General features: G+C 68.8%; 11 protein-coding genes. 6 read left to right on the top strand and 5 right to left on the bottom strand.

Features of this window, described 5'->3' with window-relative positions; translation table 11 throughout:
* The first annotated feature begins 55 nt into the window (after positions 1–55).
* Positions 56–988 carry a phosphate/phosphite/phosphonate ABC transporter substrate-binding protein gene (phnD, locus tag AC507J_RS25080; protein ID WP_496291654.1) on the top strand — a complete coding sequence of 311 codons (933 nt, stop codon included), beginning with the start codon at positions 56–58 and terminating at the stop codon, positions 986–988.
* A gap of 4 nt (positions 989–992) precedes the next feature.
* Here phnD and AC507J_RS25075 read toward each other — a convergent pair whose 3' ends face one another.
* The 5 genes from AC507J_RS25075 to AC507J_RS25055 form a co-directional block, all read right to left on the bottom strand.
* The gene (locus AC507J_RS25075) at positions 993–2,135 is read right to left on the bottom strand and encodes a methyltransferase domain-containing protein (RefSeq protein ID WP_496291653.1); all 1,143 of its coding nucleotides are present in this window, start codon (positions 2,133–2,135) and stop codon (positions 993–995) included.
* A 71-nt stretch (positions 2,136–2,206) separates the two neighbouring features.
* Entirely contained in the window at positions 2,207–3,319 is a 1,113-nt protein-coding gene (locus AC507J_RS25070; RefSeq protein WP_496291652.1) for a GTP-binding protein, read from the bottom strand.
* A gap of 28 nt (positions 3,320–3,347) precedes the next feature.
* A complete protein-coding gene (gene arsM / locus AC507J_RS25065) occupies positions 3,348–4,229 on the bottom strand; it encodes an arsenite methyltransferase (protein WP_496291651.1) in 882 nt (293 codons plus the stop codon).
* A gap of 28 nt (positions 4,230–4,257) precedes the next feature.
* Positions 4,258–5,049, bottom strand: coding sequence for an ArsI/CadI family heavy metal resistance metalloenzyme (locus AC507J_RS25060; protein ID WP_496291650.1), 792 nt, complete (start codon positions 5,047–5,049; stop codon positions 4,258–4,260).
* A gap of 108 nt (positions 5,050–5,157) precedes the next feature.
* Entirely contained in the window at positions 5,158–6,219 is a 1,062-nt protein-coding gene (locus AC507J_RS25055; RefSeq protein ID WP_496291649.1) for a hypothetical protein, read from the bottom strand.
* Between the two features lie 574 nt (positions 6,220–6,793).
* On the opposite strand from AC507J_RS25055, the gene AC507J_RS25050 reads away from it, so the two are divergent.
* The 5 genes from AC507J_RS25050 (at position 6,794) to AC507J_RS25030 (ending at position 13,075) form a co-directional block, all read left to right on the top strand.
* Positions 6,794–9,382 (top strand): molybdopterin-containing oxidoreductase family protein, encoded by a 2,589-nt coding sequence (locus tag AC507J_RS25050; RefSeq protein ID WP_496291648.1) that lies wholly within the window; start codon positions 6,794–6,796, stop codon positions 9,380–9,382.
* A complete protein-coding gene (locus AC507J_RS25045) occupies positions 9,379–9,726 on the top strand; it encodes an ArsR/SmtB family transcription factor (protein WP_496291647.1) in 348 nt (115 codons plus the stop codon). The genes AC507J_RS25050 and AC507J_RS25045 overlap by 4 nt, the downstream gene beginning before the upstream one ends.
* A gap of 251 nt (positions 9,727–9,977) precedes the next feature.
* Positions 9,978–11,318: an FAD-dependent oxidoreductase gene (locus tag AC507J_RS25040; RefSeq protein WP_496291646.1), complete on the top strand. Its 1,341-nt coding sequence runs from the start codon at positions 9,978–9,980 to the stop codon at positions 11,316–11,318.
* A 111-nt stretch (positions 11,319–11,429) separates the two neighbouring features.
* Positions 11,430–11,774 carry an ArsR/SmtB family transcription factor gene (locus tag AC507J_RS25035; protein ID WP_496291645.1) on the top strand — a complete coding sequence of 115 codons (345 nt, stop codon included), beginning with the start codon at positions 11,430–11,432 and terminating at the stop codon, positions 11,772–11,774.
* 242 nt (positions 11,775–12,016) lie between these two features.
* Positions 12,017–13,075, top strand: coding sequence for an inorganic phosphate transporter (locus tag AC507J_RS25030; RefSeq protein WP_496291644.1), 1,059 nt, complete (start codon positions 12,017–12,019; stop codon positions 13,073–13,075).
* Positions 13,076–13,082 lie beyond the last annotated feature (7 nt).

The raw sequence follows: 13,082 nt of genomic DNA, 5'->3' as shown, positions 1-13,082 counted from the left end.
GCCTGCGGCTGACACCGCCGCAGCAACGACCCTGCCTTTGTCGAAGGAGTACCGCGTGAGGAGAGTCCGCAAGGTCACGACGTCCCTGGTGGCCACGCTGCTGCTGATCACCACCGGGTGCGGCGGTGGCGACGATCCGGGCCAGAGTCAGACCGGCTGGCCAGACAAGATCGTCTTCGCCGCGGTGCCCGCCGGCGAGGCGAGCACCTTCCAGGATCACTACGGCCTGTTCGTCAGGGCGCTGTCCGAGGAAATCGGCATCAAGATCGAGACCTTTCAGGCCGCCGACTACGCCGGCGTGATCGAGGCCCTCATCGGCGAGACGGTGGACATGGCGCAGCTCGGCGCCTTCTCCTACGCCCTCGCGGTGCAGAACGGGGCGGAGATCGAGCCGACCGGGCTGTTGCAGCACGAGAAGGGCGACGAGCCCGGCTACGTGGTGCTCGGAGTCACCAAGGCGTCGAACGCGTTCTCGTCGCTTGACGATTTCCGGGGTAAGACCGTCTGTTTCCCGGACCCCGCCTCGACCTCGACCCTGTTGCCGCTGTTCGAGTTCTCCAAGGCCGGGCTGAATCCCGACACGGACTTCGAGCGGCTGGTTGTGCCGGCCGGCAACACCATTCCCCGGGCGGTGAAGCGTGGCGACTGCGAGATCGGGCTGGTCGCGGATGCTCAGTTGGAGAACGCCATCCGCACCAACGACGTCGCCGACGGCGAGCTGAAAGCGTTCTGGCAGGTGCGGGCCCCGCACTCCCCGGTGGTCACCCGCTCGGGCCTGCCCGACGACCTGCGCGAAAAGATCCGCGCCGCCACGTTGAAGATCAACGCCGAGTACCTGGAACAACGTGGCTGGTGCACCGGCGACGCCTGCCTGATCAGTTCCAACCGTGACTACGGCTACCTGCCGGTGGACCACTCGTACTACCAGGTCATTTGGGATGCGTGCAAGGCGACCCGGGTGGAGGCGTGCGGACCGATCGCCGGGTGAGCCGTCAACAGCCGCACTGCGCGCTCGGCTGCGCGCAGTCGCCTGGAGCGGACAGCAGCCGGTACCGGGGTCGGTCGGCAGCGGCGGCTGTGGTCGAGATGCGGCTGGCCGGTGGCGTCGGCGGGGTCGCGGGTCCGGGATCGACTTCGAGGACGTAGGTGTGGTCGGCGAAGGGGCCGGTGAGGATCGACCGGAGATCGTCCGGCCCGATCGGTACGAGCCGGCCCCTGGCCATCTGCAGGCCGCTGTCGGTGGTGACCGACGCGAACGGCCCGCGGTAGATCACGGCGTGCCCGGCGGTCGTGTCGGCTCGGGTGGGCGGCTTGTAGGCAGCCACGGTGACGCTGCGGAACTCGACGTCGCCGACCGTCTCCCAGGGTTGTGTCTCCCGTTTGAGGATCGTCAGGCCGGTCAGTCCGGCCCGGGTGAATCCGTCGAGGAACCGCTCTTCCTGAAGGGCGCCGCTGTAGCAGCCGGACCAGAGGTGCGGGTCGTCGCGCAATGCATCTGGTACATCGATGTCGCTGACGATGTCGCTGATCACGGCCCGGCCACCCGGGCGCAGCACGCGGGCGATCTCGGCGAACATGGCCTGCTTGCGCTGCGGTGCCACCAGGTTGAGCACGCAGTTGGAGATGACGACGTCCACGCTGGCGTCGGCGATGAGCGGCGAGTCGCGGCGCAGCCGTGCGGATAGTTCTTCGATCCGGGCGAGGTCGTCGTGGCTGCGCGCCGGATGGCGCTCCAGGTGGCTGTCGAGGAACTCGAGGTCCAGGGCGAGGTCTTCGATCCGGGCCTTGGCGAAGGTGGTGTTGCCGTAGCCCAGCCGGCTGGTCACCTCCGGCTGGGCGCGACGGGCGACGGCCAGCATGTCGTCGTTGACATCGACGCCGATCACCGAGCCGGACGGTCCAACGATCTGGGCGGCGATGAAGCAGACCTTGCCGGCGCCGCTGCCGAGATCGAGGGCTTGTTCACCCGGTTGCAGATAGCTGACCGGGTCTCCGCATCCGTAGTCCTTCTCCAGTACCTCGGCGGGGATGACGCTTAGGTACTGCGGGTCGTAGTCGACCGGGCAGCACAGGCCCGGCTCGGCCGCCTGGGACGCGGCGCTGTATCGCAGTTGGACGGCTCGATCGATGCTCACGGTGCTCTCGACCCATTTCCCGGCCCCGGCGGGCCGATGTCCGAGGGTGCAGGAAGGTGGTGCCCTATCGGCTACTGGGCGTTGCCGACGAGAATGCGGTGCGTCGGTTGTGGCTGTCCCGGCTTGAACGACCGTTGACTGGTCACGTGTGAGCGCACCGCGTGCTCGTTGTCGGCGGTGTGCGCGGCGGCGTCGGCGAGCCGTTCCAGCTGTGCGGGTTCGCAGGCGACCCGGGCGTTGAGGACGGCTCGGCCGCCAGCGGAGGTGGCCACGCCGGCCAGGTCGACGGTGGGGATCTGGTCACCGTCGATGAGGCTGGCCTTGGTCAGTGCGCCTGAGGAGGCGTCCTGGAACATCAGCTTCACGTGCCCGATCAGGAGGGTTTCGTCGCGGCTGCCGCGGGCGATCGCCCGCAGAAAGGTCTGGATCCACGCGGTCGGGTCGAACTGGCCCTGGGTGGGTTGCAGTTCGACGGTGCGGTCCAGCCAGGCCAGCCGGGCCTCGGCGATGCCGTATCGCTGGTAATCGAGGTCCAGATCGTTGTCGTCGGCGGTGTGCGAACGGGTCCAGCAGGTCAGCAGCGGGTCGATTTGACCGGTGGCCGCCGAGTAGGTGACGACCTCGGCCTGCGGAAACCGGTGCGACAGGGAGGTCACCACGGTGCTGATCTCGTCGGGCTGCAACAGGTCGACCTTGTTGACCGCGATCACGGCCGCGTCCTCAAGCTGCTTACGGTAGAGGTAGGCGATGTCGGTGCCGTTCTCGCCGCGGTCGAGTTCCGGCAGCAGCCGCAGGTAGCGGATCGGATCGACGACCGTCGTCATCGGCGCGGTGGCGAAGTCGTCGCCGTGCAGGGCCGCCAGCGGCCGGATGACGGTGGCAGTCAGGTCGGTGCAGCTGCCGACGGCCTCGGCGATGATGACGTCGGGGTCGGCCCGGCGCATCAGCTGCGACATCACGGTGAGCAGGTCCTCGAAGCGGCAGCAGAAGCAGCCACCGGTGACCTCGCCGACGGTGGTGGAATCCGCAGCGGCGAAGGCGGTGTCGACCAGTTCCACGCCCTGGTCGTTGGTGACCACGGCGACACGTCGGCCGGCGGCCCGCAGCTGCGCCGCTGCCGTCGTCATCGTGGTCGTCTTCCCGGCGCCGAGGAAGCCGCTCAGCACCACGATCTTCGTACTCATCTCTTCTCCCCCGGGTCGCGAGGCGGGTTCAGGACTTCTCGGCGCGGACGATCGCACTGGCGAAGCGGGCCAGGATGCCCTCGACGACGTCTGCGGGTTCCAGCGCGGCGTACTCGGGCAGCCCGGTGGGGAAAAGGTCGCTGGCATCGTGGCGTCGCAGGATGTCGAGCCGCGTGCCGGTGAAGCCCTGTCCGCGCAGTAGGCCCAGGTACTCGTCGTCGCTGAGTGCGCCGCCGACACAGCTGCCCCAGGCGTAGAGGTCTGCGCGCAGGGCGGCGGCGAACGCCGAGTGCTGCGGTAGTCCGCCCTGGATCACCACGTCGGCGATAGCCAGCCGGCCACCGGGGCGCAGCACCCGCCAGGTTTCGGCGACCACCTGTCGCTTGTCGACGGCCAGGTTGATCACGCAATTGGAGATGACCACGTCGATGGTGGCGTCGGGCAGTGGGATCTGCTCGATATTGCCCTTGAGGAACGAGACGTTGCCGATTCCGGCGTCGGCGGCGTTCTGCCAGGCCAGGCCGAGCATTTCGTCGGTCATGTCGATGCCGTACACGTGGCCGGTGGCTCCGACGCGGCGGGCGGCGAGCAGCGCGTCGAGGCCACCGCCGGAGCCGAGGTCGAGCACGATGTCGCCGGGGCGCAGCGCGGCGACCGCAGTGGGGTTCGCGCAGCCGAGGCGGGCGAGGGCGGCGCGCAGCGGCACCTCCTCCATGTCCTCGATGCCGTAGATGTCGGCGGAGAACGCGTTGACCCCGGCGGTCGGGCGTTCACCGCAGCAGCCGGAGTCGGTGCTGCAGCAGGAGGTGGGGTTGCTGGCCTGGGTCGCCTGTGCGGTGGCCCGGCTGCCGTAGCGGTCACGGACCGTGTTCCGAATGGTGTCCGCACTGTGCGGTGTGGTATTGGTCATCGACGGTCCCCTGGTCCCGTGGTCGCTGTCACGCCGATACCGGCATCTTGGAGGAGGAGTCGGTGCTGACCCGGCTCGGAGAGATCTCGGCGTAGCAGGGGCAGTCGGCTCCGCAGCCCTCGTCGGCGTCGGCCTCGGTAACGACGTAGACCTCCCAGCGGTTGCCGTCCGGGTCACCGACCCAGACCTTGGTCTGCACGGCGTAGCAGCAGGGCGTCGCCACCTCCTCGTCGGTCAGGAATCCCGCGGCGGCGAAGCGTTCCTTCATCGCCATGACGATGTCGGTGCTCTTGACCTGGACCCCGAGGTGGTTGACCGCGCCGCCCTTGGTGGGCTTGCGGTCGGGGTTGAAGGAGATGACCAGGGGCGGTTCGGCAACCTCGAACTTGGCGTAGTCGTCGAGGTGCTTGCTCGCCGGTTGACCGAAGAACACCTCGTAGAACTTCACGGTCTCGTCGAGGTCGTTGACGAACATGCTGATGTGCATGCGGCTGGCGGTGGCGAACTCGACGGCCGAGTCGGCGCGGTCGACGAGTCCGGCGGCGGCCTGCACGCCGTTGGTGAGGTAGTCGGTGATCTGGTCGACGGTGGGCAACTCGCCGGACAGGACGGGTTTGTCGTCCACCACGGTCAGCGGCATGGTGCCGGAGCGCTTGATCCGCATCACCTGCAGGACGACCGCCGGAACCCCCTCCAGGGACGATCCATAGAGGTTGGTCGCGGACAGCGTCGCCGTGTCGGGCACGTCCGGAACGGCGTGCAGGATCCGCTCGGCGGCGAGTTGGTCGTCGTCGGTGCTGACGAATACTTCGATCTTCATCGTTGCTCCCGTCGTGGGGTGATGTCCGTGGTCACGCGTGAGGGTGGGCAACCGAAACCCGGCGACGGTTGATCGACGCCAGACGCGCCGGTGGCACCCACGCGGTGGTCAGCAGCAGGAGTCGGTGGTGCAACAGGCGTCGGAGGCAGCCGCCGGCCGGGGTGCCGGCAGCCCCGAGGCATCCGGGTTCTCGATCAGTTGCACTGCTGCGTCGGGGGTGGGCAGCCAGCCCTGGGTACGCAGTTGTCCGTCGACCACCAACGCCGGCAGGCTGCGTGAGCCCTCGGACTCCAGGGCGAGGAACAACGCCGGCGGCAGTGGCACGATGCCGGTCGGCTTGGCCATGTCGAACGCCTTGACCTCCGCCGAGCCGTACCGTTGCTGCAGCGCGTCGAGCAACGGCTGCGACGGCGTGGTGTTGCAGGAGCACTCCTCGAATACGTAGATCTTGGCCGGGCTCGTCGTCGGCGCGGTGCCGGCCGCCGCGGCGTCGCTCGCTACCGTGCCCGCCGGCCCGCAGCCCGACAGCACCTCGTCCACCTTGCCGGCCAGCGGATGTGCGGGGTCGATCGGCCGGTAGTCACAGCCCAGGTATTCGTCGGAGGAGCGCAGGTCGCCGAAGGCGAACTCGATCGGCCGGCGTGAGCCCACGGTGCCCTCGGGCGGGTAGACCCAGTGCTTGGGGCCCATCACCGTGTAGCAGCATCGCACCGGCCCGTTCTGGTACACGTGACGCCAGCCGGCGCGGGTCGCGGTGTCCGGGATCGCGTCGAACACCTGCTGCGTCGCGGCGTTCTCCTCGCGCAGGTCCACACCCAGATGGTCGACGTAGGGTCTGGCCTGGGCCACGGCCCCCGGGATGAACTCGTCCTGGGCGGTCGGATCGGAGGCGAAGATGACGTTGAGGCCGCTGGGGAAGGAGAACTTCCGCTCGCGATCCGAGTTCGAGGTCTCCTCGCACGCTGCCGCCAGGGTGCCGTCCACCGGCAAGGTCGCCACGTCATCGGCATTGACGTGCACGTGAATGGACTCGGCGCTGCTCATCACATCCGCGAATGGAAAGGTCTCACTGATCACCTCGACGACCTGTTCGGCCTCGTGGGCGGCGAGCAGGCCGGCGGAGGTGAACAGCCGGAGATCGCTTTGAATAGTCGGAACATGGAAAGCCACGACGCTACCTCCTGAAGCAGCTGACAGGTGCGCGGATCGGCGTATCGGCGCATGGGCACAAATAGCCGACACCGAAGGAATGACGCGAAGCTGATTAGATCCCCGTTGACTTTCGTCATCGTCTAACCAGCCCTCCACGCTGTCAAGGACGTCGATACCCGCCCGCGAGGCCAAGACCAGCCAGAATGATCAGGGACGATGGCCCCTCATCTGGGACTTCCCATGCCGCGACCACACGGGTCGATCAATTGCCGAAGATCAACGCGCATGTAGCACGATATGCAAGAACGAACACACCGCCGCATGCCGCTCGCGGCATTGACCATCGTGATCGATATTCGGGAGACTGAACATCCGAGGCCCGCAAATCGCGTCGTTCATGGCCTCGCACCTACTGATCAAGGCATGGCCGTCAACCGTCGCAATGAGTCGATGATTGCCATCGCCTGATGAGCACCACCGCGAGCCAGAGCCTGCCTACCACTCCGTGCCCGTCTGAGACAAAGACGTACCTAAAAGGCATCACGCGACGACCAGCTGCCCGCCGACGTAGGCCGACCACCGGAGCTGCCTCATGCCGCCAACCGATGTGCCGGAACCGGAGTCGGACGACCCACCCGCGCCGGCCCCACCGCCCCGGCCCCCGGTCGCCCGACGCACCTTGATCCAGGGCGCCGCGGTCACCGCGGCCGGCGTGGCCGTACCCGTGATGTCGGCGCCCGCCCACGCCACTGCGCAATCAGGCTCGGGCAACACCGCAGTCTCGGCTCCTGCGGCCCCCGCCGGCTGCCCACCCCTGCCAGACTTCCACCGCGGGTCCGCCGCACTCACTCCAGACCGGATCGTCGCGACCGCCTGCCAGTTCTGCAACAGCAACTGTCGCCTGCAAGTCGGCCTGAAGCTCGGCCGGGTCATCGAGGTACGCGGCGAACCGGCCGACCCGGTCCAGGCCGGCAACCTCTGCGTCAAGGGGCCTGCCATGACCGAGCTGGTGTACAACCGACATCGGCTGACCAGGCCGCTGCGTCGGGTCTCCGGCGCAAAGGGCAGCACCTCGTCGGTCTTCGCTCCCGTGTCCTGGGACGAGGCCCTCGACATCATGGCCACACGCCTGTTGCACCTGCGCGACACCGGCGAGGCCCGGGCGATCGCCAACCGCACGACCGGGCGGCTGCCCCGCGGTGTCGGCTCCCTCGTCTCCCGGCTGTTCGCCATGCTCGGCAGCCCCAACGACACCGACGTCGGCCCGGTCTGCAACGACGCGGGCGGTGACGCCCTGGCGATGACCTTCGGCCTGCCGAACTTCACCAACGGCTACGGTGTCGACCCGGCAACCGGCCGCGAGGACCTCGGTTCCGCGCGATACCTGCTGATGCTCGGCACCAACCAGGCCGAGACGCATCCGGTCACCTTCGCCCACCTGTTACGAAGCCGCGAGCACACCGGCGCCCGGCTCGTCGTGGTCGACCCCCGCCGTACACCCACCGCTGCCCTCGCCGACACCTGGGTGGCACCGAAGCCGCACACCGACCTCGCGCTGATCCTCGGCGTCCTGGGCCACATCGTGCGGACGCAGCGCTACGACCGGCGGTTCGTCGCCCGGTGGACGGTTGGATTCGACGAGCTTTCACGCCACCTGGACCGCGGTGGTTACGACCCGCGGTGGGCGTCCCGGATCACCGGAGTACCCGCTGCGGTAATCGAGCAGATCGCCGAGGAATACGCCACCTCACGACCCGCAGCGATCTTCTGCAACGCCGGCATCTCGCACCAGTTGGGCGCCTTCGACACCTACCGGACGATCGCCATGCTCGCCGCGATCACCGGCAACATCGGTGTTCCCGGCGGCGGCTGCAACTTCATGCACAACACCTGGCCGGGACGGCTCGACCTGCCACCACTGGCCGTACCGTTGCCGCCCCGAGGGCCCGCGCTCCCGGTCGGACCCGACGCCTTCGCCGATGCCATCCTGTCTGGCCGCCCCTATCGGCTCCAGGCGGTCATCACCCAGGGAAACCCGCTCGTCAGCTCCGCCAACACGACCAAGGTCCGCGAGGCGTACCGGCGGCTTGACTTCTACGTCTACACCGGACTGTTCATGGAGGAGGCCGCGTACTACGCCGACCTCATCCTTCCAGTCTGCAGTGGGCTGGAGTTCGACGGTGTGTACATGCGGCGCGACGACCGCGGCATCCGCTGGCAGGACGCGGCCGTACCCCGGGTCGGCGAGTCCCGCACCGACGTCGAGATCTGGGTCGACCTCGCCCACGCACTGAGCCGCCACGACCGCCGGCGCCCTCGCCGCTACTGGACCGACGCCTTTCCGGCCCGGTGGCGGGACTACCGGCAGCTGTGGGCGGAGTTCGTCGCCCACACCCCGGGGATGGGCGGCATGACTCACGACCGGCTCCGCTCGCGCGCCGAGCCCCTGCGCTGGCCCTGCCCGGACCTGGAGCACCCGGGCGTGAGCACCCTGTACCTGGACCACCCCTCGTGGTACCGCGCCGCCGAGGCGTTGGATCCCGCGCACCGCGGAAAGCGGTTCCTCACTCCGAGCGGCAAGATTGAGATCACCACCCCGGCGCAGGAGCGACTGCTGGCACCGAGTGGCCATTCGTCCTTGCCGTCCTTCTACACCCATCCCGAGGTGACCGGGGCCCATCCGACCGTGGCCTACGAGCCGAGGTTCATCACCAACCCGCTCAAACCGCAGGCGCTCACCCGCCCGGTCCGCCTGGCGGTCCCCGGCTCCGGCGCCGTTCACCGGCGCTATCCCCTGATGGGCATGACCGGTCGTCCCAGCGTGGCGCACTTCGCCACCGTCACGCACTGGACACCGACCGGGAAACGACTAAACGGGATTCGGCTGGTCCAGATTCATCCCGACACCGCGCGGGCCCACGGCATCGGGCCGGGAGACGACATCATCGTCGAGAGTCCGCGGGGCGCGGTCAGGGGCACCGCCCTGCTCGATCCGGGGATCCGCGCCGACACCGTCTTCGTACCGAACACCTTCGGCCCCGCGCAGCTGGTCGGCGACGATTTCGCCGATCCGCGCTACCAGGCCGCGAACCATCTGATCGACGACCGCTACCACGACAATCTCTCCGGTCAACAGGCGTACAAGTGCTTCGCCTGCCGACTACGGAAGGCGCCCGGATGAGCAGACCAGCAAGCCACGTTGCCGCGCGTCCGGCGGGGCGCCGTACCGCGCCCGAGGATCCGGACGCCACGGCGATCGCGTCGAGGTTCAAGGCCCTGGGAGATCCGGTCCGGCTGCGCATGCTGACCACGATCGCCGCCCGCGGTCAGGTCTGCGTGTGCGACCTCGTCAATGCCTCGGAGCTGACCGGGCCTACCATCTCGTACCACCTGAAGGTCCTGCGCGACGCCGGCTTCGTCGGTTGTCAACGCCGTGGCACCTGGGTCTACTACTGGGTCACGCCGGCCACGGTCAACCAGTTGGCCGGATACCTCGCCGCCGTCTCGGCCCGCGCGCCCGAGTAACCGGCGCCCCACACGCCTCGCCCCGCAGGGCCCGCTTCGGCTGCCGGAGCAGCTCGGCAAACCCGGCCGGCGTGTCGGCCCGGCCTGCCCGCAACCGTGCAGTATCAGTGGAATCAGTACGGCAGCTGGCGGTTGCGGCGCGCGGTCCCTGCCCGGTGTTCGGGCCTGCGACGGCGCGGGAAGAAACGCGGGAAGAAACCGGGCGCCACCCAGCATGCGCGAGCCCACCACCGACGACACCTGGAGACGACATGGATCCGACGGCACCTCCCGTGGTCGTCATCGGCGCCGGACCGGTGGGACTGGCCGCCGCCGCGCACCTGGCGGAACGGGACGTCCCCTTCACCGTCCTGGAAGCCGGTCCCGCACCGGCGACGTCGATCCGGCAGTGGGCCCACGTACGCCTGTTCACGCCGTGGCGGTACAACATCGACGAAACCGCCCGCCGGCTGTTGATCGCTGCGGGCTGGCGCGAACCCGACGGTGACCTCCTGCCCACCGGCCACGACCTGATCACCGACTATCTTCAGCCGCTGGCAGAGCTGCCAGCCCTCGCCGCGGCACTGCGCTGCGACGCACGGGTCGAGGCGATCAGCCGCGCCGGCTACGACCGGACACGCACCGCCGGCCGGGACCGGGCCCCCTTCCGCCTGCGCATCGTCACCCGCGACGGCATGACCTCGGAACTGCTCGCCCGCGCGGTCATCGACGCCTCCGGCACCTGGCGCACCCCCAACCACCTCGGCGCGGAAGGCCTACCCGCCTACGGCGAGAACACCGCCACCCGTGTCGTCACGGGCCTGCCGGATGTCCTTGTTGCGCACCGCCACCGATTCGCCGGCCGCCATACCATCGTCGTGGGCGCCGGACAGTCGGCAGCCACCACGCTTCTCGCCCTCGCCGAACTCCGCGCGTCCGTTCCGGACACCGAGATCACCTGGGCCATCCGAGGTCGGTCGCCCTCCGCAACGTACGGCGGCGACAACGACGAACTGCCCGCCCGTGGTGCGCTGGGCAGCCGCCTTCGTGACCTGGTCGACGGGAACACGATCCGGCTCGTCACCGATTTCCGCATCCACCGGGTGGACTCGCCACCTGCCGGCGGTATCGAGTTGATCGGCGACGACCTGGCCGGCGCACCGCACCGGCTCACCGGCGATGTCGTGGTCAACGCCACCGGGTACCGGCCCGACCACCGCATCGCTGCGGAGCTGCGGCTGCGCCTCGACAGCGCGCTCGAGTGTCCCCGGGCGCTGGCCCCCCTGATCGACCCCGAGAAGCACTTCTGCGGCAGCGTGCCATCGCACGGCGTCGACGAGTTGACCCACGACGAGGCAGACTGCTACATCGTCGGCATGAAGAGCTACGGCCGGGCCCCGACCTTCCTGCTGCGTACCGGGTTCGTTCAGGTCCGCTCCGTCGTCGCGGCGCTCGTCGGCGACTGGGACACCGCGCGGACATTGCCCGGCGACCAGCCCGCCATGGACCTGGCCAACACCTGCGGGCCGAGCCCACAGCGGGCAGCGTCCGCCGCCCCGCTGTGCGGTACCGAGGAATCGGAGCTGCCCGACGTGGCCGCAGGAGGGCGGTGACGCCCGACGTGGCCGCAGGAGGGCGGTGACGCCCGACGTGGCCGCAGGAGGGCGGTGACGCCCGCCGGCCGATGTCTTGCGGTGGACTTCAGAGACGGGTCACGATGAAGTGTGGCCAAGCCGACCTCCTCCCCGATCAGGATCTCCCGCTGGGTGCCGCTGCTCTCCGAGCCGATCGACGCCGTGGACGCGGCGGATTACGCGCAGGTGTTCAAAGCGCTCAGTGACCCCGTCCGGTTGCGGTTGTTCTCGTTGATCGCTTCGCGGGCCGGTGGCGAGGTGTGCGTCTGTGAGTTGACCGACCAGTTCGATGTCACCGCCCCGACGATCTCCCATCACCTGAAGGTGCTACGCGAGGCTGGTCTGGTCGGCTCCGAGCGGCGTGGCACCTGGGTGTACTACTGGAGCTATCCGCAGACCGTCGCCCGCCTCAGCGAGGTCTTCGCGCCGTCCTGAGCAAGCCGCCCTGAATCGTGCGTCATATCATGAACCAGTAGCCGGAATCGGTCACCCGCGACAATCCGCCCCCGCACCACCGCGCGCATCTCCCACTCTCTGGCTTCCAATTTTTTCGATACAGGCAGGTGCATTAACCCGGACCGATTATCGAGGTAAACGGGAGGTGAATGCGCATTGACGTACGGCTAAATGGCTTGGAGACTCGTGCCAGGACCTACGTCGAGCGCGGGGGGCGGGCCATGACCGTTGCCATCGTTGTCGTACTGGTGTTTCTCGCGGCGGCCAACGGCGCCAATGATGTCTCCAAAGGTGTCGCCACCCTGGCCGGCGCCGGAGTCACGGCCTACCGGACCGCCATTCTCTGGGGAACTGCCACCACTCTGATCGGCGCCCTTCTTTCCATCGAAATCGGGCGCAACATGGGTAAGCTGTTTTCGTCAGGAATTGTCGACGGAACGCCGACGGCGGCGTTCGCCCTGGCCGTGTTGCTCGGCACCACCAGCTGGGTCACGTTTGCCAGCATCGCCAGGCTGCCGGTGTCCACGACACACGCGATCGTCGGTTCACTGGTCGGCGCCGGGCTGGTGCTGGCGCCCTCCAGCGTGCAGTGGAGCGGCGTCCTGCAGAAGGTGGTGCTGCCACTGCTGCTCAGCATCGTCGTCGCCTACGCCATCTCAGCCACGATCGCGATCGCCGTCCAGACCGGGCGTCGGTTGCGCCGTACCCCACAGCCCGAACTCGCGCCGGTCGGCGCCAACACCGGCGACGGCGCGGGCAGGCCGGCACCGGACGGGTCGGCGGCCCCCTCGGCTGACCCGGCGACCGGTACGACGACATCGGCGCGGATCATCACGCTCCTGCACTGGGTCTCCAGCGGCGCCACGGGATGCGCGCGGGGTCTCAACGACACGCCGAAGATCGCCGCCATCGGCGGCTTCGCGCTGATCCCCGCCGGATACTCCGCGACCTCGGTGAGCCTGCTGGTCGCGGTCGCCATGGCCGGAGGTTCCCTGTTCGGGGTGCGGGTGGCACGGACCCTGGGCGAGAAGGTGGTCCGAATGAGTCACACCGAAGGCTTCACCGCCAACGCGACCACCGCCTGCCTGGTGGGAGCCGGTGCGGTGCTGGCCCTACCGATGTCCACCACCCAGGTTTCCACCGGCGCGATCGTCGGCTCGGCGGGTGGGCAGGTGAGCCGGATCTCCGGCAAGACGTTGCGGGATCTCGGCATCGCCTGGACCGCCACGCCGATCTGCGCCGGTCTGGTCGCCGCCCTCGTCTTCAGCATCGCCGGCTGAGGTCTCG

The organism is Micromonospora sp. PRAS1 (assembly GCF_059553435.1).
This window is presented reverse-complemented; position numbering and strand designations above follow the sequence as displayed.